The organism is Bradyrhizobium sp. Ken01 (assembly GCF_055807355.1).
The window spans coordinates 1-21,381 of the sequence record NZ_JBVVPC010000011.1 but is presented as its reverse complement, the minus strand read 5'-3'; the positions used below and the strand labels follow the sequence as shown (position 1 = coordinate 21,381).

Genomic DNA, 21,381 nt, shown 5'->3' with positions numbered 1-21,381 from the left:
TGACGCTCCATTGCACGATCGGAGAAGGCGGCGATCCCGCCGCCTTCTCCACCCTTTTCTGCCGGGGTCTTTCACAGTGCCAGCCAATTTGTCCGCCCGCCTTTGTTCGCTCGTGCTCTCGTTGTTCCTGATCGCGTTCGCAATGCCGGCCTTGGCCGGCCCGTTCGAGGATGCGGTCGCAAAATTCGCCAACGACGATTATTCCGACACGGAAGAGGCGATCGGCGTGGTCGCAAGCAGCGGCAATACGCTGGCCTTTCCGATCATCAGCGCGCTCCAGGACGGCCGCCTCATGGCCGATCCTGACAGCAAGAAGGTTTACGTCACCGGCACCGACGGCAAGTCGATCGATGCCGCGACCGGTCAGGCCGTGGCCAGCGTGCCCGACAGTGCGAGCGCGGTCCGCCTCAACAACCGCCTGCGCCGCAGCGTCGATGCCGCGATCGGCAGCCTGACGCTGCAGTCACCCGATATCGGAGCACGTCTTCAGGCCGCGCAATCCGTCTTCAAGTCGCATGAGGAGACATCGCTCGAAGCCGTCGATGGCGCGCTCGCCAAGGAAACCAACCGATCCGTCAAGGCTGCGCTGGGCGACGCCCGCGCGGCGATCCTGTTGTTCAAGCCTGATGCCACCGAGATCGAGAAGCTCGAAGCCGTTGCCACCATCAAGGCGCGCGGTGACCAGGAGGCGATGGCGCTGCTGACGGGCATGGGCGACCAGCCGGCCTCGGTGACCAAGGCTGCTGCGAGCGCAATCGGCTCGATCCAGAGTTCGCTCGCGGTCTGGTCGATGGTGCAGAATGCCTGGTATGGCCTTTCGCTCGGTTCGGTGCTGCTGCTTGCCGCAATCGGCCTTGCCATCACTTTCGGCGTGATGGGCGTCATCAACATGGCCCATGGCGAGATGGTGATGATCGGGGCCTACACCACCTTCGTGGTGCAGGAGGTGATCCGCACCCGTTATCCCGGCCTGTTCGACTATTCGCTGCTGATCGCGGTGCCGCTTGCCTTCCTGGTGGCGGGCGCGCTCGGCGTCGTGATCGAGCGCAGCATCATCCGCTTTCTCTATGGCCGTCCGCTGGAGACGCTGCTGGCGACCTGGGGCCTGTCGCTGGTGCTCCAGCAGGCGGTGCGCACCATGTTCGGCCCGACCAACCGCGAGGTCGGCAACCCCTCCTGGATGAGCGGCGCGTTCGAGCTCGGCCAGATCACCATTACCTATAACCGGCTCTGGATCCTGGTCTTCACGCTCGCGGTGTTCGTCATTCTGCTCGCGATGCTGCGCTACACGGCGCTCGGGCTGGAGATGCGCGCGGTGACGCAGAACCGCCGCATGGCGGCCTCGATGGGCATCGCGACTTCGCGCGTCGACGCGCTCACCTTCGGCCTCGGCTCGGGCATTGCCGGCATCGCCGGTGTGGCGCTGTCGCAGATCGACAATGTCAGCCCCAATCTCGGCCAGAGCTACATCATCGACAGCTTCATGGTCGTGGTGTTCGGCGGCGTCGGCAATCTCTGGGGCACGCTGGTCGGCGCCTTCACGCTCGGCATCGCCAATAAATTCCTGGAGCCGGTCGCCGGCGCCGTGCTCGGCAAGATCGCCATCCTCGTTCTCATCATCCTGTTCATTCAAAAGCGGCCGCGCGGCCTGTTCGCGCTCAAGGGCCGTGCGGTGGAAGCATGACCCCTCACATGCTGACGCGATCGCTGGACCGCGGCGCCACGATCTTCCTTGCCGTCGTCGTGGCCTGCGGCATCCTCATCCCGCTCTCCAACCTGCTGCTGCCCGCGGGCTCGTTCCTGCAGGTGCCGACCTATCTCGTCGCGCTCTGGGGCAAATATGTCTGCTACGCCATCCTGGCGCTCTCGATCGACCTGATCTGGGGCTATTGCGGCATCCTCTCGCTCGGCCACGGTGCCTTCTTCGCGCTCGGTGGCTACGCGATGGGCATGTACCTGATGCGGCAGATCGGCAGCCGCGGCGTCTACGGCAACCCGATCCTGCCCGACTTCATGGTGTTCCTGAACTATTCGAAGCTGCCCTGGTACTGGTACGGCTTCGACATGTTCTGGTTTGCCGCGCTGATGGTGCTGATCGTGCCGGGGCTGCTCGCCTTCTGCTTCGGCTGGCTCGCCTTCCGCTCCCGCGTCACGGGAGTGTATCTGTCGATCATCACCCAGGCGATGACCTATGCACTGCTGCTTGCCTTCTTCCGCAACGATTTCGGCTTCGGCGGCAACAACGGCATGACCGACTTCAAGGACATTTTGGGGTTCAACGTGCAGGCCGAGGGCACGCGTGCTGCGCTGTTCGCGCTGAGCTGCCTGGCGCTGATCGCCGGCTTCCTGATCTGCCGCGCCATCGTCTCGTCCAAGCTCGGCAAGGTGCTGATCGCGGTGCGCGATGCGGAATCGCGCACGCGCTTCCTCGGCTACCGCGTCGAATCCTACAAGCTGTTCGTGTTCACGGTGTCGGCCTGCATGGCCGGCGTCGCCGGCGCGCTCTATGTGCCGCAGGTCGGCATCATCAACCCGAGCGAATTCGCACCGGGCAATTCGATCGAGGCGGTAATCTGGGTAGCGGTCGGCGGCCGCGGTACGCTGGTCGGCGCTGCGCTCGGTGCCGTCGTCGTCAACTACGCAAAGACGTTCTTCACCTCCGGCATGCTCGCGCCCTACTGGCTGTTCATGTTGGGTGCCATGTTCATCCTGGTAACGCTGCTGCTGCCCAAGGGCATCGTGGGCACTTTCAACGCCTGGTGGGACTCGTCGAAGGAAAGGCGCGACGCCGCGACCGTTGCGAGTGCCGCGGCCGAAGACGGCGTCGCCGAACCCAAAATGGCGGAGGAGGTGCAATGAACGTCATGGACACCCGCGCGACCTCCGCAATGCTGTATCTCGACGGCGTGCACGTCTCGTTCGACGGCTTCCACGCCATCAACAACCTCTCGCTGACGCTCGAGCCCGGCGAGATGCGCGCCATCATCGGCCCGAACGGCGCCGGCAAGACCACGATGATGGACATCATCACCGGCAAGACCAAGCCCGATGAAGGCACCGTGCTGTTCGACGGCGTCACCGATCTGACGCGGCTGGACGAAACCCGTATCGCCGAGCTCGGCATCGGCCGCAAATTCCAGAAGCCGACCGTGTTCGAGAGCCAGACCGTGCAGGACAATTTGCTGCTCGCGCTCAATGTCGACCACAGCGTCAAGGGTACGCTGTTCTGGCGCGGCAGCCGGGCGGAATCCGAACAGATCGACAAGGTGCTGGAGACGATCCGCCTCACCGATGCCCGCCACCGTCTCGCCGGCAGCCTCAGCCACGGCCAGAAGCAGTGGCTCGAGATCGGAATGCTGCTGGCGCAGGATCCGAAACTGCTCCTCGTCGACGAGCCCGTTGCTGGCATGACCGACGTCGAGACGCATCTCACCGCCGAGCTGCTCAAGGAAATCAACAAGACCCACACCGTGATGGTGGTCGAGCACGACATGACGTTCGTGCGCGAGCTCGGCGTCAAGGTCACTTGCCTGCACGAGGGTACCGTGCTCGCTGAAGGCACCATCGACCAGGTCTCGTCCAACGAGCGGGTCATCGAAGTGTATTTGGGGCGGTGAGCGATGCTTGAGGTCAAGGACATCAACCTGTTCTACGGCGCGGCGCAGGCGCTGCGCGGCGTGTCGATCGCGGCCGAGCCCGGCAAGGTCACCTGTGTGCTCGGGCGCAACGGCGTCGGCAAGACCTCGCTCCTGCGCGCCATGGTCGGGCAGTACCCGATTTCCTCGGGCGCGATCGTGCTCGACGGCAGCGATATCACCGGCCTGAAGCCCTATGAGCGTGCGCGCAAGGGCATCGGCTTCGTGCCGCAGGGGCGCGAGATATTTCCGCTTCTGACCGTCGAGGAAAATCTCAAGACCGGCTTCGGCCCGCTCAGGCGCGAGGACAAGCACATTCCGGACGACGTGTACTCACTGTTCCCGGTGCTGCAATCCATGCTCGGCCGGCGCGGCGGCGACCTCTCCGGCGGTCAGCAGCAACAGCTCGCGATCGGGCGCGCGCTGGTGATGCGACCAAAGCTGCTGCTGCTCGACGAGCCGACGGAGGGCATCCAGCCCTCGATCATCAAGGACATCGGCCGAGCCATCTCGTACCTGCGCAACCTCGGCAACATCGCCATCGTGCTGGTCGAACAATATCTCGACTTTGCCTGCGAACTCGGCGACAGTTTTGCGGTGATGGATCGCGGCGCGGTGAAGTTCACCTGCGACCGCTCCAATCTCGACGCGAGCGAAATCAGCCGCCAGATGGCGCTGTAGGCCATTCTGCCGCGACCGGCTGGGGAGGCGGATGCGCAGCGACGTTTCAGCGACATCTTCAGTGTTCGACGCCAACCGGGCCCGCGGCGCGGTGCGCTTCGAGGTCCACGCGCGCGACGGTGTGACGCGTCGCGGGATCTTGCATGAGTCCGGCTCCCTGCGCGTACGCTTCCCTTCGCCGGAGGACGAAGGGCTCTCCGGCGTGTTCGTCAACACCGCCGGCGGTGTCGCCGGCGGCGATCGCTTCGACATCGAGATCGCGGCCGCGGATCGTGCGAAGCTGACGCTGACCACGGCGGCCGCGGAAAAGGTCTACCGCGCGCCAGGGCAGGCGGCGGAGCTCAATATAGCGCTGAAGGTTGCTGCAGGCGCGCATCTCGGCTGGCTGCCGCAGGAGACGATCCTGTTCAACCGGGCGCGCGTGCAGCGCCGCTTCGACATAGACCTCGATGCGACTGCCTCGCTCCTGCTGTGCGAGATCGTGGTGTTCGGCCGTACCGCGATGGGCGAACGGATGGAGCAGGGCGAGTTCGTCGACCGCTGGCGGCTGCGTCGCGGGGGCAAGCTAGTATTCGCCGAGACCGTCAGGCTCGACGGCAATATCGGCGCAAAGCTTGCGCGATCGGCGGTGGCCAAGGGCGGCGCTGCGATCGGCACGGCGCTGATCGTGCCCGGCGACGAGGCCCTGATCGAGCGTCTCCGCGAGGTCTCGGAATCCTTCGCCGGCGAGGTCGGGATATCCGCCTGGAATGGCTTTGCAATGGCGCGGTTCTGTGCCCAAGATGCGGCGCGGTTGCGCGGCGACATGATGGCCGTATTGGCGCGCACCGGTGCGGCGCTGCCGCGGCTCTGGCTGAATTGACGAAGTGAACGGAAGAGATTTCGTATGAACCTGTCTCCGCGCGAAAAGGACAAGCTTCTGATCTCGATGGCGGCGATCGTGGCCCGCCGCCGGCTGGATCGCGGCGTCAAGCTCAACCATCCGGAGGCGATCGCGCTCATCTCCGATTTCATCCTCGAAGGCGCACGGGACGGCCGCACCGTCGCCGAGTTGATGCAATCGGGTGCGCAGGTTCTCACCCGCGAGCAGGTGATGCCGGGCATTCCCGAGATGATCCACGACATCCAGGTCGAGGCGACCTTTCCGGACGGGACCAAGCTCGTCACTGTGCACGAGCCGATCAGGTAGGAGAGAAGCATGATCCCCGGCGAACTCTTCATCCAGGACGGCGAGATCGAGCTCAATGCCGGCCGCAAGACCGTGACGCTGACGGTCGCCAACACCGGCGACCGCCCGATCCAGGTCGGCTCGCACTATCATTTCTTCGAGACCAACCCGGCGCTGAAGTTCGATCGCAAGAAAGCCCGCGGCATGCGCCTCGACATCGCCGCCGGCACCGCGGTCCGCTTCGAGCCGGGCCAGACCCGCGACGTCCAGCTCGTCGCGGTGGCCGGCAAGAAGACCATCTACGGCTTCCGCGGCGACGTGATGGGGAAGCTGTGAAATCCACAGGAACGAGCGTGGCGCGCCACGGTTGAGGCGAAAACGGAGGACTTTGCCATGCTGTCACCTGTCCGCCTCGTCTCCGAAGCCGCCGAACTCGCCGCGCGCCGCCACAACGGCATGGCGCGCAAGGGCCGCGGTCATGAGCCTTACATCAACCACCTCGCCGAGGTCGCGAACCTGCTTGCGATCGCGACCGACGGCGCCGACGCCGAACTCGTTGCCGCCGGCTGGCTGCATGATGCGATCGAGGACACCGACACCACGCGCGAGGAGCTCGTGCAAAAATTCTCCGACCGTGTCGCGTCGCTTGTCGAGGAATGCACCGACGATATGAGCCTGCCGAAGCCGGAGCGGCGGCGGCGCCAGGTGCTCGACGCACCGGAAAAATCGGCTGGCGCCAGGCTGATCAAGATCGCCGACAAGATCAGCAATATCGGCGCGCGCGTGCATTCCGATCCGACGGCCGAGGAACGTGACGACCTGGTCGATTACACCGACTGGGCCGAGCAGGTTGTCGCCGGTTGCCGCGGCGGCAACTCTTGGCTCGATACGACATTCGACGACATGGTGCTCACAGCGAGGACCTCGCTGTGAACACCGATCCAGAATTCAAACGCAAACGGGGCTTGTGATGTCCGTCAAAATAAAGCGTTCCGTCTATGCCGACATGTTCGGCCCGACCACCGGCGACAAGGTGCGGCTGGCCGACACCGACCTCATCATCGAGGTCGAGAAGGATTTCACCACCTACGGCGAGGAAGTGAAGTTCGGCGGCGGCAAGGTGATCCGCGACGGCATGGGGCAGTCGCAGGTCACCAACAAGCAGGGCGCGGCCGACACCGTCATCACCAATGCGCTGATCGTCGATCATTGGGGCATCGTGAAGGCCGACGTCGCGATCAAGGACGGCATGATCGCCGGGATCGGCAAGGCCGGCAATCCCGACATCCAGCCGGGTGTCACCATCATCATCGGCCCCGGCACCGACGTGATCGCGGGTGAAGGCAAGATCCTCACCGCCGGCGGCTTCGACAGCCACATCCATTTCATCTGCCCGCAGCAGATCGAGCACGCGCTGATGTCGGGCGTCACCTCGATGCTGGGGGGCGGCACCGGTCCCTCGCATGGTACGTTCGCCACCACCTGCACGCCGGGGCCTTGGCACATGGGGCGGATGATCCAGTCGTTCGACGCCTTCCCGGTCAATCTCGGCATCTCCGGCAAGGGCAACGCCTCGCGGCCCGCCGCGCTGGTCGAGATGATCAAGGCCGGCGCCTGTGCGCTGAAGCTGCACGAGGACTGGGGCACCACGCCGGCTGCGATCGACACCTGCCTGTCGGTCGCCGACGACTACGACATCCAGGTGATGATCCACACCGACACGCTCAACGAATCCGGCTTCGTCGAGGATACGATCAAGGCGTTCAAAGGCCGCACGATCCACGCCTTCCACACCGAGGGCGCCGGCGGCGGTCATGCCCCTGATATCATCAAGGTCGCAGGGCTGAAGAACGTGCTGCCGTCCTCGACCAACCCGACGCGGCCCTTCACGCGCAACACCATCGACGAGCATCTGGACATGCTGATGGTGTGCCACCACCTCGATCCCTCGATCGCGGAAGATCTGGCGTTCGCCGAAAGCCGCATCCGCAAGGAGACCATCGCGGCCGAGGACATCCTGCATGATCTCGGCGCGCTCTCCATGATCTCCTCGGACTCCCAGGCCATGGGCCGCCTCGGCGAGGTCATCATCCGGACCTGGCAGACCGCCGACAAGATGAAGAAGCAGCGCGGGTCGCTGCCGCAGGACAAGGGCAAGGACAACGACAATTTCCGCGTCAAGCGCTACATTGCCAAATACACGATCAATCCCGCGATCGCGCATGGCGTTTCGAAGCTGATCGGCTCGGTCGAGAAGGGCAAGCTCGCCGATCTCGTGCTGTGGTCGCCGGCCTTCTTCGGTGTCAAGCCGGACTGCGTCGTCAAGGGCGGCATGATCGTCGCGGCTCCCATGGGCGATCCCAACGCCTCGATCCCGACCCCGCAGCCGGTGCATTACCAGCCGATGTTCGGCGCCTTCGGCAAGGCGATGACCGCGTCCTCCGTGGTGTTCACCTCGAAGGCCGCGATCACCGGCGGCCTCGCGCGCAAGCTCGGCATCGACAAGAAGCTCTATGCGGTCCAGAACACCCGCGGCAGGATCTCGAAGAAGAGCATGATCCACAACGACGCCACGCCCAATATCGAGGTCGATCCGGAGACCTATGAGGTCCGTGCCGACGGCGAGCTTTTGACCTGCGCCCCCGCCGAGGTGCTGCCGATGGCGCAGCGATATTTCATGTACTGAAATAGCGCCTCAACGCATGTCCCAGGACCATGTCGTGGTCGCATATCGGAGACAGCTTTTCCGGTTTTGCGTTCGATCCCGCCTGGTCTAAGGTCCCGCCGGGTATCTGAAGCCCAGAAGAAAAGCCGGGAGGATTTCTCGTGATCTATGTCGTCGCCACCTTGACCATCAAGCCTGAAACGCGCGCCGAATTCATTGCAGCCGCCACCGCCTGCATCAAGGAGACGCGGAAAGAGCCCGGCAATATCGCCTATGATCTGCATGAGAGCGTCACCGATCCCGCCAAGATGGTGTTCGTGGAGCAGTGGGAGAATGCCGAGGCGCTGGTGCCGCATCGCGCCATGGAGCACATGAAGACGTTCGGCCGCGTTGCGGTGAAGTGTTTTACGGCGCCGCCAAAGATCGAAGTGATCACGCCCGAGAAGGTCGAGACACGGTAACGGGGTAAAAAGCGCATGATCCGGGCGACGCAGGTCAGGGGACAACACCGTTTCGCGGAAGCGCCGGCGGATACGGTCGTGCTCGATTTCGACGATCGACACCGCCGCCGCATGGCGATGACGGGAACGCGGGGGCTCGAGTTCCTGCTCGACCTGGAGAATGCCGTCGCACTGCGCGGCGGCGATGCGCTGGTGTTGGAGGACGGCCGGCTGGTCGAGGTGGTCGCAGCGCCCGAGCCGCTGCTCGAGATCCGCGGCCACGATCCGCACCACCTTATTCGCGTCGGCTGGCATCTCGGCAATCGCCACCTGCCGACGCAGATCATGGCCAAGGGCCTGCGCATCCGCCGCGACCACGTCATCGCAGCCATGGTGAAGGGCCTCGGCGCGCGCGTGATCGAGATCGAGGCGCCGTTCGATCCCGAGGGCGGCGCCTATGCCGATGCCGGTCGTGCGCATGGACATGACGACCACGCGCATCACGATCATGACCATGATGATCATCATGATCATCATGGTCATGATCACCACCATGATCATGCCGCACATGGCGACGGTCACGATCACCATCACCACGACGAGCATTGCGATCACCCCGACCATCACCATGGCCACAAGCATGCTCATGACCACAAATGAGCCGGTCGCGGCCCGCGACCTCGCGGAGCGCGAGGCGGCGGCGCTGTACCGGCTGATGACCTGGCTGTCACCCGCGTTTCCCGTCGGCGGCTTTTCCTACTCCAGCGGCATCGAATGGGCGGTCGAGGCCGGCGACATCACCGAGACCGCGTCGCTGGCGGACTGGCTCGACGCGATGCTTCGCGATGGCTCCGGCTTCTGCGATGCGACGTTTCTGGTCCACGCCTATCGCGCCACTGAAGCGGGCGAGGGCGACACCTTGAGCGATATCGCCGAGCTCGCCGCGGCCTTCGTGCCGTCGCGCGAGCGGCAGCTGGAGACGACGTCGCAGGGCCGTGCCTTTATCGATATCGCCCGCGCCGCATGGGATGCCGACGGGCTGGACGGCATGGTTGCGGCATGCCGCACGCCGCTGGTCTATCCCGTTGCCGTTGGCGTGGTCGCCGCGGTGCACGGCGTGCCGCTGGGGCCGACGCTGCACGCCTTCCTGCATGCGCTTGTCTCGAACTGGATCTCCGCGGCCAGCCGGCTCATTCCGCTCGGCCAGACCGACAGCCAGCGCGTGCTGGTGAGGCTGGAAGCCGCGGTTGCCGCGACGGCGAATCGTGCGCTGGGTGCGATGTTGGACCATCTCGGTGGCGCGACGTTTCGCGCCGACCTCGCCAGCCTGCGGCACGAGACGCAATATACGCGGCTGTTTCGGTCATGAGCAGGGTGAGCTGCTTTCCGCCGTCGTCCTGGCGAAAGCCAGGACCCATAACCACGAGTGCGCGTGGCTGTGCACAGATGTGGCTGCAGCGTACCGTGACAATCGGGTTCAGTGGTAATGGGTCCTGGCTTTCGCCAGGACGACGATAGGAAAGACTCAATGCCTACTTCTCACGGCCCCTTGCGTGTCGGCATCGGCGGTCCGGTCGGATCGGGCAAGACCGCGCTGATGGACCTGCTCTGCAAGACCATGCGCGAGCGCTACGACATCGCCGCGATCACCAACGACATCTACACCAAATGGGATGCGGAATTCCTCGTGCGCTCGGGCTCGCTGACGCCGGATCGCATTGCCGGAGTCGAGACCGGCGGCTGCCCGCACACCGCGATCCGCGAGGACGCCTCGATGAATCTCGCCGCGGTGGCGGATATGCGCGCCAAGTTTCCGGGGCTCGATCTCGTGCTGATCGAATCCGGCGGTGATAACCTCGCTGCCACTTTTTCCCCGGAGCTCGCCGATCTCACCGTTTACGTCATCGACGTGGCGGCCGGCGACAAGATCCCGTCCAAGGGCGGGCCAGGCATCACCCGGTCCGACCTCCTTGTGATCAACAAGATCGACCTGGCGCCCTATGTCGGCGCCTCCCTGGAAAAGATGGAGACGGACGCCAGGCGCATGCGGGGCGAGCGGCCGTTCGTCATGACCAACCTGAAGAAGAGCCAGGGGCTGGACCACATCATCGGCTTCATTGAGGCCAAAGGCGGCTTGAAACGGGCCGGCTGACCGGCGCGACGACCTAACGCAGGCGTTTCCCCCGTTAACGCGTTGGGCAGAGCCGTGTCCGCGGAACAAATTTCGGTCACGGCAATTGATTACCTCCGGTGCCCGGAGCAAATCCACCCGGCCCGACCATCGGCGGGCCGATTTAAGCTTCTCAGGCGACCAAGTTGCGTACCGATGCCTCCTCCTTCATTATCCCGGCCATTGGGGTCCACCCTGTTTCGGCACGTGCCCGTTCGAGCGGCGTCCATATGCTCCGTGTTTATTGCCGACCTCCAGCTTTCGCCTGAGTAGTCGCGTGGTCCGGCTGGGTTTCATCATCGGCTTCATTGCTCTTCTCGGAGCCCTGCTCTCCGGGCTCGCGGCTTATCGCGTCCACGACCAGGAGCTGGCGCTGGACCGGATCGCGCTGGCGCGCGCGATCGATGTCCATGCAAGCCTGGTCCAGGACCGGCTCACCGAGCGCGAACTGCTCGCGCGGGTTGCCTCCGGCCTGTTCCGGGCGCCGTCGGTGCTCAAGCCTAACATGCTCGAGCCGCTGCGCTCGGCCATCTACGCCTTCAAGACCGATTTCGTGGTGGCGGGCTGGGTCGCCCGCCTGAAGCCGAACGAGCTTGCCGCAGCGCAGGCCGCCATCGCGAGCGCCGGCTTTCCCAATCCGCGAATCCGCAGCTATGACGACAAGCCGATCGATCCGGCAGGTGTTACCCAGCCGATCGACGTGCTGATGGATCTCGAGCCGCGCAGCAACGAGACCAAAGGGCTGCCCGGCCGCAGTTACGACCAGGACCAAGTGCGCGGCGCCATGCTGGCGCGCGCCAGAGTGGAGAAGAGGTCGGTTGCCTCGGAACCGGTTGCCCTCCTGCGTAGCGGCGGCCCGATCGGCATCATTGTGGCCGCTCCCGTCATCCCAGAGGGCGCGACGGAGCCGGCGGGCTTCATCACATTTTCCTACGAGCTTTCCTCCCTGATGCTGACCAACGACGACATGTCGTTGTTCGCGGTCGCGTTGAAGGATCCGCGCCGCGAGGGTGGTGAGCTCGTCGCCAACGATCAAGGCGTGGTCTCGGCCCGCACGACGGCGGCCGATGGGCCGGCCCCGTCGGCGACGCGCACGGTGAGCTTCGGTGGTCGCGACTGGCAGCTCGGCTATTACGCCAAGACCAATTCGGCGCGCCGCGCCGAGCAGACTGCGATCATCGTGGCGGCAATCGGCCTTGCGATCACCGCGATGGTGTGCGGCCTGTTCGGCTATGTCGCCTACAACAATTTGCGGCTCAGCCGGGAAATCCAGGTCAGAATCGGCTTCGAGCGCCGGCTGACGGCTGTCATCGACGAGCTCAACCACCGGGTCAAAAACATCCTGGCGGTGATCCAGTCGATCGTGACCCGTACGCTGCGCCATGGCTCCGACATCGATGTCGCGCGCGAGCTCCTGATCGGCCGCATCCATGCCATGTCCAACGTCGTCTCGCTGCTCAGCGAGAGCCAGTGGCAGGGCGTCAAGCTGAAGGGCCTGTTCGAGGCGCGCGCCATCCCGCATGCCGACCGCATCGCCGTTACCGGTCCTGACATCGCAGTCAGCGCGCGCGCGGCGCAGAGCCTGTCGCTGCTGTTCTTCGAGCTCGCCTCGCACTCCGACGAGGGCCTATCGCTGGTCGGCAAGCATCCGCACATCACTGCCAATTGGACGGTGACCAACGAGGGGGCCGGCGAGGTCTTCTATTTCCGCTGGGAGGAGTTCAACACCAGCGAAGCGACGCGCCGCCCCGATTCCGATTTCGGCCTGATCCTGCTCGACCGCGTCGCGCCCGAGGCGCTCGGCGGCACCGCCAAGCGCTATTTCACCGACGTCTCCTATGTCTACGAGCTGACCGCGCCGATGGAGACGGTAGAGGACATGACCGAGCGCGACCGTACCGACAAGCTGTCAGCACCGATCCGGCCGGCGCGGTAATTCGAGGCTGGAGTTCGCTCGAAAACGCCTAGCTCTTCGGCCGCAGCACGAGGTCAACCAGAGTCCGCGCGTAAGCCGGCGTGATCGGCGCGATGCCGAAGACGTAGCGGTAGAACAGGCCGCCATAGATCGCGTCGTAGAGATCCTGGGGCGGAGCTTCCGCCAGAATGCTGCCGTCGCTCTGGCCCGCGGCGATCATCTCGATCAGCGCGTCGCGCCGGAATTGCAGATAACGGGCGTAGAACAGCTCCGCCGAGCCGGTCTTGGAGATGCATTCGGAGATGACGGCGAGCTGGACTTTGCCGAACTCGCCCTGGAGCGCTTCGGCATAGGCCGCGGCATGGCGGCGTGCGCGCGCGGCGGGGCTGCCCGAGCTTGCAGGCGGCAGCGGCAGCATCTGCGCGGCATGGTGAAGGAAGGCGTCGATCAGCAAGGCTTCGCGGGACGGCCACCATTTGTAGATCGTCATCTTGGAGACGCTGGAGTGGCGTGCGATCGCGTCGATGGTGGTGGCGGCAAGCCCGGTGGTGGCCATCAGCGCATAGGCGCTTTGGAGAATGGCGTTGGTGGTCTCGATCGACCTTGGCCGGCCGCGCCGGGGCGCGCTGTCGGCTCCCTCACTCCCGCCATTCGCCATCACCACGCCCGGCCTCCTCGCGCAATCCGCTGCCGCTCCGCATAGCCCAGCCGTGATGGCCGGCCTAGCGGAATCGGAAGGTGCGGGGTTAGGCCTGCTGCCGCAAGGCCGCGGGCAGGTCCTGCCGCTTCGACCAGGCGATGTAATATGCGACCGCGGCCATCGCCGCGAAGCCCGCCAGACTCACGGCGATCTGCATCACCACCAGATTCGCGCCGGTAATCAGGATGAGATGGCCAGCAAGTGACAGGAACACGCCGACGCAGAACACCGCGAGCCACTCCTCGCCGCATCGGATGACCGCCCGTAGCGATCTCCATTGCAGGCCGGGATGATCGGCCGGGACGAGATGTGTAGCGATGAAAGCGAGCGCGAGGAAGTGGACCACGCGATAGGGTGCGAGGTTTTCCTTGTCGGTCGGCGTGATATTGTCCAGCACGATGTCCGGCAGGTAGGCGGCAAGCGCCGGCGAGTGGCGCATTAGCGTGATCGCCAGTGCGAATACGAGATAGGCGCCCGCAAGCACGCGCAGCCAGGACAAGCCGTGCAGCGCGCGGCCCGACGCACCCGTCACGGCAAACCAGCCGCCCAGCACCATCAGCATCTGCCAGCAGAACGGGTTGAAGGTCCACTCCTGGTCCGGATAGACCCGGAAATTCCAGTCGAACCAGCGCGCCGCAACGTAGAGCGCGACCGATGCCGCAAGCGTCAGGTTCGGCCGCCGCAACAGCCCCCACAGCGCGAACGGAAAGAAGGCCATCAGCGGGATCATCAGCTGCAACAGGTCGAGATTCAGCGGCTCCTCCTGGAGCACGAGGCCACGCACCAGGATGCGCAGCGGGTGCTCGAGAATTCCCGATATGTTGTATTCGTGGATGATCTCGGGCGCCATCGATTGCGAGGCGACATAGGCGATGGTGTCGATATAGATCACGAACAGCACGACATAGGCGGCATACAGCCGCCAGACGCGGCGAAAGATGCGCGTCGCCGCGACGACGTAGCCGCGCTCCAGTGCGATCCTGCCGTGAATAATCGCGACGCCATAGCCCACCACGAACACGAACAAGTCTGCGGCGCCGCTGAAGCCGAAGTTGCGCAGCGTCAGCAAATTGACGACGTTGTTCGGGATGTGGTCGACGAAAACCGACCAGTTGGCGATACCGAGCGTCAAATAGAGCCGGGGGTCATGATGGAATGCGGCGAGGTTCGCCTGGACGGACGGTTTCATCGAGAAAATGGCTTTTGGAATCAGGGGCGCTGCTTTTAGCGGCAACCGCCTGCCTGTCCGAGTAGCGTTTGCGTGATGGCGCAGGCAAACGGCCGGACGGCGCCAAATCTGACGCCGGGCCGCCGGTACCTATTCGATAGATGCGTTCGCGCGACTTCTGACGAAATATTCTAACCCGCGGTAGCTGCTACTCGGCAGGTTCGGCCGAGGCCTCGTCGGGTGCGCCGGCGCGGCTCGCCATGATTCCGAGCGCGACGCCGCCGATCGCCAGGATCGGCAACAGCCGCTTGATCCCGACGGCGCGAACGATCTGGAGTCCGGTGGCGAGCAGCATGGGGTCCGCGAGCATGTTCGAGGCCGCCGACTTCGTGGCGCGCTCGGCTACGATATGAGCTTGCTTGCGCAGCTGCCGTTTGTAGACCCAATAGCTTACCGCCGCGGTCAGGGTCAGCAGAAAGAAAATGCCTGCACCGGCGAGGCAGGCCTGCACCGGACCATATTTGTTGAGCACCGAAATGAATGCCGCCGCGCACAGGAAGCAGGTGGTGATGAAGAGCGCGAACGCCGCGCCTGCTGCCAGCGAGGTCAGCCGCACGGTGGTGCCGGTGGATGCACTGATCCCGTCGATGATGCGCTGAAACATGGTCTTGCTCCTCAGATCCCCACAAGCCGGCACCGGCGGCGCCGCTGCGCCACCGTCTCGATACAAGTTCGCGACCTCAGCGGCGCCAGGCCGCGCCGATCAGGAAGCCGATGCCGAGCGCGAGCCCGACGGTCGCGAGCGGCCGCTGGCTGATCGCGTCCTCCAGCGTCTCCTCGATCGAGCCGTAGGCCTCCTGTGCGGCGTCCATCATCGCGCTGCCGCGCTCCGACATGTCGTCGATCGCGGAATCCACGTTCTCGCGCGCCTGGCGATAGCCGCGGCGGGCCTGCTTGCCGGAGGAGTTGGCAAAAGTATTGAGCGCGTCGGTGATCTGATCGGTGAGGGCGGCGATATCGCTTTTCACGGCTGCTACATCCTTCTCGAGGCGTTCTCGGGTGGCTTTGTCGGTCCAGTCTCTCATCCCGGCTTCGGCGTTGGTGGTGGACATCAGGGGCTCCGAGCTGTTGACGGTTGAGACAGCCGGGAAACGTTTCGTCGTCGGGTAAGTTCCGTTCACGGAAACCGCTCAGTCCTGCGGGAGCTGCGGCGAATCCTGCGGCAACAGATGCTCCTTCAGGATCAGGGCGACGATCAGCAGCGGCGACGACAGGAACGCGCCCATCGGGCCCCACAGCCAGGTCCAGAACGCCAGCGCCAGCAGCACCGCCAGCGCATTGAGCGCCAGCCGCCGGCCGATGATGGTGGGCGTAACGAAATGTCCCTCCAGGAAGGTGATGCCGCCAAAGGCGAGCGCCGCCATCAGGCCGCCGCTGACGGTCGGGAAGGTGACCAGTCCCACCACGACCAGAATGGCGAACATGGCGACCGGTCCGATGATCGGAATGAAATTGAGGGTGGCCGCGAGCGCGCCGAGGCCAGCCGGATTGGGCATTCCGGTGAGGGCGCAAACGAGGCCGGCGGCGACGCCGACGCCGACATTGATGAGGGTCACGGTCAAGAGATAGTTGCCGAGATGGACCTCGATCTCGTTGAGGATGCGAAGGGTGCGCAGCCGTGCCTCATGATCGCTGAAGGTCATGATCATCGCCCGTCGCAGGTCTCGCCAGCTGGCGATGAACAGGATCAGGGTGACGAAGAACAGCAGGAATTCGGTAAAGGTCGGTGACAGGAATTCGATCGTCGGCTGCACCCAGTCGAACTTCGGCATCTGGAAGCTTGGCAATCCCTCCGAGCCGCCGAGCATCATCTGCAGCTCTCGCCACAGCGCCAGCGGCCGGTCGAACACGTGGACTTTGTCTTTCAACTGCGCGCCGAGTTCGGGCAGGCGCGAGCTCCATTCCATCGCTGGCGAAGCAATGAGCGCTACGATGAACCCGACTACGGCGGTCACCGCGAACACGATCAGCGCGGCCGCGAGGCTCCGCGGCACTTTCCGTTTCTCCAGGAAGGTCGCTGCCGGCGAGAGCATCGTGCCGGTGACGAACGCCATCACGACCGGCAGGAAGAACGCCTTGCCGACATAGAGCACCGCGACGATGGCGATGAGGAGCAGTCCGGCGAGCGAGAGGGCGACGAGTTCGGTGCGGCGGATCACCGGCGGAAGTTCGCCGTGGCTCTCGGGAAGCGGAGTGCCTTCGCCGTTGCCGGAAGTCATACGTTCACTGGGAAGGACGCGCACAATACCTCTCCGGCACGGAGTCTTCGGTCCGCGCGCCCATGACGAGGGGAGAACGTCCAAGCACCCTCCGGGTTCCATCGCGGCTTCGTGAAGAAATGCTCGCTTGACTGTGACGTCGCTGCTGCATCGCTGCGCGGAACTTGTATCGGCTCGGCCGCGTTGATCGACACAGCGCATCACCCAGATGCGGGCATTCAACGGGGCAGCACATGACAAAGTTCTCTGCAGTCCGACGCCGCTTATCGCCGCGCCGCATCACCGCATTCGCCTTCGCAACCGCTTTGCTGGCAGTGCCGTTTGGCGCCGCAAGCGCACAGACGCTGGGCTACACCTATCCGCAGGATCAGACCTACCCGCAGGGCCAGGGCTATTCGCAGGGCTATGCGAGCCCAGGCTATGCGAACCAAGGCTACGCAAGCCAAAACGCGCAGGCCGCCGACGAGGATGCCGCGCTACCCGATCGCCTGCGCAAGCAGATTGTCAGTTTCGACCGCAGCGAGCCGGCCGGTACCATCGTCATCGATACCAACAATACTTATCTCTACTACGTACTCGGCCAAGGCCGCGCCATCCGTTATGGCGTCGGCGTCGGGCGCGAAGGTTTCACCTGGTCGGGTGTGCAGAGCGTCAGCCGCAAGGCGGAGTGGCCGGACTGGCATCCGCCGGCCCAGATGATCGCGCGCCAACCCTATCTGCCTCGCTTCGTCGCTGGTGGCCCCGGCAATCCGCTCGGCGCGCGTGCGATGTATCTCGGATCGAGCGAATACCGCATCCATGGCACCAACGATCCCACGACGATCGGCAAGTTCGTTTCGTCCGGCTGCATCCGCATGACCAATGAGGACGTCACCGACCTGTTCAACCGCGTCAATGTCGGTGCAAAGGTCGTTGTGCTGCCGAAGAACGCGCCGCTGATGGCAAAAGGCGGGGATTCCGTGCGCAAGCGTCCGGCTGTGACGGCGCTGCCCTCGGGCCGGCAGGCGCTGAACATTTCGAATTCCGCCGTGAACTAAGTTGAGTGAGGTCACATGAAGAGACGTTCGATCGGCAAACTCGCCGGTGGCGTGGCGGCATTCGTCGCCGTTGCCTCCTTCGGCCTCGCGCTTACGCCATCTGCCCATGCGGAGGACTTTTTCTCGGCCCTGTTCGGCGGCTTCCGCGGGCGGGCGGCGCCCGAGATCCGCATGCCGTTCCAGACCGATGACGCGCCGCGCTACGACACGCCGCGCTATGACACGCCGCGCCAGCGGGCCTCCTATGGCGGCGGCACGGCCTATTGCGTGCGCGGCTGCGACGGACGGTATTTCCCGGCGCAGGGAAACGATTCCGAGAGCAAGGCGCAATCCTGCAAGAGCTTCTGCCCGGCCTCGGAGACCTCCCTGGTCTACGGTGGCAACATCGACGACGCGACGACGGACAAGGGGAAATCCTATTCCGACCTGCCGAACGCGTTCCGCTATCGCAATGAGATTGTCGCAGGCTGCACCTGCAACGGCAAGGATCCGGTCGGGCTCGCTCAGGTCAAGGTCGACGACGATCCCACCTTGCGCAAGGGGGACATCGTTGCGGGCGCCGACGGCTTGGTGGTCGCCAGCCGCAGTGCCAACGACCGCCGCGGCGTCGCGATGAATTTCTCCCCGCTGCCCGATTCGGTGCGCGCAAGATTCCGCCAGGTGCCGGTGGTGGCGAAGGAGTAGCGTCAACGTCGTCCTGGCGGAAGCCAGGACCCATTGCCCCAAATGCCGATCTTGCCCCCACACGGCTAACCACCGGCCTGCCCCTTGCAGAGTGCGGTGGCTATGGGTCCTGGCTTTCGCCAGGACGACACCGAAGCCTGTGTGGCTCTAGATACCCGCCCTATGCCGCGCGGATCTTGCCGAGGAAGTCGCTGACCTCATGGCCGAGCTGGCGGCTTTGGTTCTCCAGCATCTCGGAGGCGTGCTTCACGTTGTCGGCGGCAGCGGCAGCAGCGTCCGCATCGGATTTGACGCCGGTGATGTTGTCCGAGACGTTCTTGGTGCCCTGCGCCGCAAACTGGGTGCTGCGGGTGATTTCTTGCGTGGCCGCTCCCTGCTCCTGCACGGCGGCGGCAATTGCGGTTGCGACCTCGTTCACTTCGCCGATGATGCCGCCGATGGTCTGGATCGCGCTGATGGCGTCGCCCGCGACCTTCTGGATGTCGGCGATCTGCTCGGAGATCTCCTCGGTCGCCTTGGCCGTCTGGCTCGCCAGCGACTTCACCTCGGAGGCGACCACGGCAAAGCCGCGACCGGCTTCGCCGGCGCGGGCCGCCTCGATCGTGGCGTTGAGCGCGAGCAAATTGGTCTGCTGCGCAATGGTGTTGATCAGACCGACGACCTCGCCGATGCGGCCGGCCGATTTCTGAAGTCCCTGCACCGTGCCGTCGGTCTCGCGCGCCTGGGTCACGGCGCGGCTGGCGATGCCTGCGGCATGCGCGGCCTGCTGGCTGATGTCGTTGATCGAGGCGCTGAGCTCTTCCGCGGCGGCGGCGACGCTGTCGACGCTCATAGAGGCGTCATTGGAGGCCTTGCCTGCGACCTGCACGCGGTCGTTGGTCTGCCGCGACACCGCGGAGAGATCGCCCGAGGTCTTGCGCATTTCGCCGGAGGCTTCGCTCAATTCGCCGAGCGTCTTGCGCACCGCGCCCTCGAACTCGCCGACATAGGTCTCGACCGCGCGCTGGCGCGCGGAGGCGCCCGCATTGCGTTCGCGCTCCTGCGCCTCGATCGTGAGCTTCTCGTTGGCCTGCTGCTTGAAGGTCTCCAGCGCGCCGGCAAGCGCGCCGATCTCGTCGTTGCGATCGAGATAGCCGCTGTCGACGGCAAGGTCGCCGCCAGCGACCTTCAGCATGGCGTCCCGAATGGTGTTGAGCGGAGTGATGACGCGGCGGCTGACCAGCATGATCGCGCCGACGGCAAGCCCCACGGCGAGCGCCAGCAGCGTCAGCTGCACGATCAGTGCGCGCTGTGCGGTGCCGCGCTGCTCCTGCGTGTGGATCTTGGCAGCATCGAGCGCACCTTCTGCCACTGCGACCGCACTCGCCATGCGGCCGACCGTGAGCGGGCTCCATTGGTTCGCCGTCATCTCGGGCTTTTCACCCTTGACCAGCGCGTCCGCGAGACGGTCGCGCAAGGCCAGATATTGCGGCTCGAAATAGGAGGTCTTGGCGGAGGCCATCGCGGAGGCGAGCCCCGCCGGCAACTGCATGCCGGACGTCGACAACTCCAGCGCCTTCCACATTGCGCTCGTGCCGCCGACATGCTGGGTATAGGCGTAGCGGCCTTCCGGCGTGACCTTGCCGGCGGCAAGCCCGGTCGAGACGATCAGCGACGCCTCGCCTGCGGTATTGCGGAGCAGCCAGGCATTCTGCTTGATCGACAGGAGCTGGTCGATCGTGGCGTCCAGGTGATTGACCGTGGCTGCCAACGTGTTCGAGAGCTTGTCGAGCGTGTCGAGCAGGCCCTGCGTCGTCTCCATGTATTCCTTGGGCAGGCCGGCGCGGCGCTGGTCCTTCGGCTTGGCCACATCCTCCCAGAACTGCTTCTGCTCTTCGGTCAGCAATTTGAATAGACGCGCGAGCTCCGGCACCAGCGTACCCGATTGCGGAAAGTCCATGGCCGGCAGCAGCTCGATCGCGCGCGCCATGGCAGGCATTTGGGCATCGCGCAGGGCGCGCAGATATTTCTCGATCTCGCCGTCCATCGGCTCGGTCGCGTTCAGGAGGCGGACCGTGGTCGAGCGATCGGTGCGCAGATTGTGCATCGCCTTGAACAGATCGGCGGATGTGACGGCGATCTGCGAGATGCGGTTGGCGGTCTTCAGGCGATCCCAGGACTCGTAGGCGGTGAGCGAGAGTGCGATCACCACGCAGATCGATGTGATCGCGATCACCGCCTTCAGCAGCGCGGATACGGTCAGACGATTCAGCATCGAAGTCCCCAATTCCCATTAAAAAGTTCGTGAAGTCGCCCCCGGCAACATCGGAAAAAGGGGCACGCAAGACCAGGCAATCGCATGCCGTTTGTGGCTCAGGGCCCAAACGGCGACTGCATCTGAAAGGAAAAGGGTAAAGTTTTAGGCAGGCCGACTGACGGTAGAAGTACGGAATTACTAGAAGTTGCAGAGGGTTGCCTCAATGGAACCGGCACGAGAGTTGTGCGTTAAGAGAGCGTCAGCAACTGCCTAAAAGGGGGGTCCTAGCAATGTTGGTCGGCGTCCTCGTCACCTTTCTCGTCGTCATTCTCGTACTTTACCTCATCAACATGCTGCCGATGGACGGCCGCGCCAAGCAGATCGCGCGGGTGGTCGTCATCATCATCGGCATCGTCTCGCTGCTGAAATATCTGGCAGTATTCTAGCCCGCTTCGTAGCCCGGGTGGAGCGCAGCGCAATCCGGGTCTTGCCCCAAGCGATAGCGGCCCCGGATTACGCTTCGCTCCATCCGGGCTTCTGTAACGGGCCTTGGTTAGTCAATCCCTTTTTGCGGCATCCTCTCGCCGGGAACCTGCTTCTGTA

23 protein-coding genes are annotated in these 21,381 nt (G+C 64.5%); 17 read left to right on the top strand and 6 right to left on the bottom strand.

All coding sequences use genetic code 11. From position 1 onward, the window contains the following. Positions 1-76: 76 nt before the first annotated feature. The 14 genes from urtB (at position 77) to AC0L3S_RS13330 (ending at position 12,695) form a co-directional block, all read left to right on the top strand. Positions 77-1,684 (top strand): urea ABC transporter permease subunit UrtB, encoded by a 1,608-nt coding sequence (gene urtB, locus AC0L3S_RS13395; RefSeq protein ID WP_473279383.1) that lies wholly within the window; start codon positions 77-79, stop codon positions 1,682-1,684. Next, on the top strand, positions 1,681-2,859 hold the full coding sequence (gene urtC, locus AC0L3S_RS13390; RefSeq protein WP_473264572.1) for an urea ABC transporter permease subunit UrtC: 1,179 nt from the start codon (positions 1,681-1,683) through the stop codon (positions 2,857-2,859). The genes urtB and urtC overlap by 4 nt, the downstream gene beginning before the upstream one ends. Then, positions 2,856-3,617, top strand: a complete 762-nt coding sequence (gene urtD, locus AC0L3S_RS13385) for an urea ABC transporter ATP-binding protein UrtD (RefSeq protein ID WP_473264573.1) — start codon at positions 2,856-2,858, stop codon at positions 3,615-3,617. Before urtC ends, urtD begins: the two co-directional genes overlap by 4 nt. Positions 3,618-3,620: 3 nt before the next feature. Beyond that, complete coding sequence (urtE, locus tag AC0L3S_RS13380) at positions 3,621-4,316, top strand: urea ABC transporter ATP-binding subunit UrtE (RefSeq protein ID WP_007605420.1); 696 nt, start codon at positions 3,621-3,623, stop codon at positions 4,314-4,316. Positions 4,317-4,347: 31 nt separating this feature from the next. Further along, complete coding sequence (locus tag AC0L3S_RS13375; RefSeq protein ID WP_473264577.1) at positions 4,348-5,178, top strand: urease accessory protein UreD; 831 nt, start codon at positions 4,348-4,350, stop codon at positions 5,176-5,178. A 24-nt stretch (positions 5,179-5,202) separates the two neighbouring features. After that, positions 5,203-5,505 carry an urease subunit gamma gene (locus AC0L3S_RS13370; protein WP_473264578.1) on the top strand — a complete coding sequence of 101 codons (303 nt, stop codon included), beginning with the start codon at positions 5,203-5,205 and terminating at the stop codon, positions 5,503-5,505. Positions 5,506-5,514: 9 nt separating this feature from the next. Further along, positions 5,515-5,820, top strand: coding sequence for an urease subunit beta (locus AC0L3S_RS13365; RefSeq protein WP_007599812.1), 306 nt, complete (start codon positions 5,515-5,517; stop codon positions 5,818-5,820). A 57-nt stretch (positions 5,821-5,877) separates the two neighbouring features. Beyond that, on the top strand, positions 5,878-6,417 hold the full coding sequence (locus AC0L3S_RS13360; protein ID WP_473279382.1) for an HD domain-containing protein: 540 nt from the start codon (positions 5,878-5,880) through the stop codon (positions 6,415-6,417). Positions 6,418-6,454: 37 nt separating this feature from the next. After that, positions 6,455-8,170 (top strand): urease subunit alpha, encoded by a 1,716-nt coding sequence (gene ureC, locus AC0L3S_RS13355; protein WP_473264580.1) that lies wholly within the window; start codon positions 6,455-6,457, stop codon positions 8,168-8,170. 140 nt (positions 8,171-8,310) lie between these two features. Then, complete coding sequence (locus AC0L3S_RS13350) at positions 8,311-8,610, top strand: putative quinol monooxygenase (protein ID WP_007599815.1); 300 nt, start codon at positions 8,311-8,313, stop codon at positions 8,608-8,610. A gap of 15 nt (positions 8,611-8,625) precedes the next feature. After that, positions 8,626-9,249 carry an urease accessory protein UreE gene (locus AC0L3S_RS13345; RefSeq protein ID WP_473279381.1) on the top strand — a complete coding sequence of 208 codons (624 nt, stop codon included), beginning with the start codon at positions 8,626-8,628 and terminating at the stop codon, positions 9,247-9,249. After that, entirely contained in the window at positions 9,230-9,958 is a 729-nt protein-coding gene (locus tag AC0L3S_RS13340) for an urease accessory protein UreF (RefSeq protein WP_473279473.1), read from the top strand. Before AC0L3S_RS13345 ends, AC0L3S_RS13340 begins: the two co-directional genes overlap by 20 nt. 159 nt (positions 9,959-10,117) lie before the next feature. Then, positions 10,118-10,741 carry an urease accessory protein UreG gene (gene ureG / locus AC0L3S_RS13335; protein ID WP_473279380.1) on the top strand — a complete coding sequence of 208 codons (624 nt, stop codon included), beginning with the start codon at positions 10,118-10,120 and terminating at the stop codon, positions 10,739-10,741. Positions 10,742-11,036: 295 nt separating this feature from the next. Beyond that, positions 11,037-12,695: a CHASE domain-containing protein gene (locus AC0L3S_RS13330; RefSeq protein WP_473264583.1), complete on the top strand. Its 1,659-nt coding sequence runs from the start codon at positions 11,037-11,039 to the stop codon at positions 12,693-12,695. Positions 12,696-12,723: 28 nt separating this feature from the next. On the opposite strand, the gene AC0L3S_RS13325 is transcribed toward AC0L3S_RS13330, so the two are convergent. The 5 genes from AC0L3S_RS13325 to AC0L3S_RS13305 form a co-directional block, all read right to left on the bottom strand. Then, positions 12,724-13,332, bottom strand: coding sequence for a TetR/AcrR family transcriptional regulator (locus tag AC0L3S_RS13325; protein WP_473279472.1), 609 nt, complete (start codon positions 13,330-13,332; stop codon positions 12,724-12,726). Positions 13,333-13,420: 88 nt separating this feature from the next. Further along, a complete protein-coding gene (locus tag AC0L3S_RS13320) occupies positions 13,421-14,563 on the bottom strand; it encodes an OpgC domain-containing protein (RefSeq protein WP_473264584.1) in 1,143 nt (380 codons plus the stop codon). 187 nt (positions 14,564-14,750) lie between these two features. Next, positions 14,751-15,206: a hypothetical protein gene (locus AC0L3S_RS13315; RefSeq protein WP_473279379.1), complete on the bottom strand. Its 456-nt coding sequence runs from the start codon at positions 15,204-15,206 to the stop codon at positions 14,751-14,753. 76 nt (positions 15,207-15,282) lie between these two features. Further along, the gene (locus AC0L3S_RS13310) at positions 15,283-15,654 is read right to left on the bottom strand and encodes an ElaB/YgaM/YqjD family protein (protein WP_473264586.1); all 372 of its coding nucleotides are present in this window, start codon (positions 15,652-15,654) and stop codon (positions 15,283-15,285) included. A gap of 78 nt (positions 15,655-15,732) precedes the next feature. Then, positions 15,733-16,845: an AI-2E family transporter gene (locus AC0L3S_RS13305; RefSeq protein WP_473279378.1), complete on the bottom strand. Its 1,113-nt coding sequence runs from the start codon at positions 16,843-16,845 to the stop codon at positions 15,733-15,735. Positions 16,846-17,054: 209 nt separating this feature from the next. On the opposite strand from AC0L3S_RS13305, the gene AC0L3S_RS13300 reads away from it, so the two are divergent. Next, positions 17,055-17,858, top strand: a complete 804-nt coding sequence (locus AC0L3S_RS13300) for a L,D-transpeptidase (RefSeq protein WP_473279377.1) — start codon at positions 17,055-17,057, stop codon at positions 17,856-17,858. Positions 17,859-17,873: 15 nt separating this feature from the next. Then, positions 17,874-18,542: a DUF2865 domain-containing protein gene (locus tag AC0L3S_RS13295; protein ID WP_473264590.1), complete on the top strand. Its 669-nt coding sequence runs from the start codon at positions 17,874-17,876 to the stop codon at positions 18,540-18,542. A gap of 160 nt (positions 18,543-18,702) precedes the next feature. Here AC0L3S_RS13295 and AC0L3S_RS13290 read toward each other — a convergent pair whose 3' ends face one another. Next, positions 18,703-20,796, bottom strand: a complete 2,094-nt coding sequence (locus AC0L3S_RS13290; RefSeq protein WP_473264591.1) for a methyl-accepting chemotaxis protein — start codon at positions 20,794-20,796, stop codon at positions 18,703-18,705. Positions 20,797-21,068: 272 nt separating this feature from the next. Here AC0L3S_RS13290 and AC0L3S_RS13285 point away from each other — a divergent pair, with 272 nt between their 5' ends. Next, positions 21,069-21,224, top strand: coding sequence for a Thivi_2564 family membrane protein (locus AC0L3S_RS13285; RefSeq protein WP_007599832.1), 156 nt, complete (start codon positions 21,069-21,071; stop codon positions 21,222-21,224). Positions 21,225-21,381: the final 157 nt, after the last annotated feature.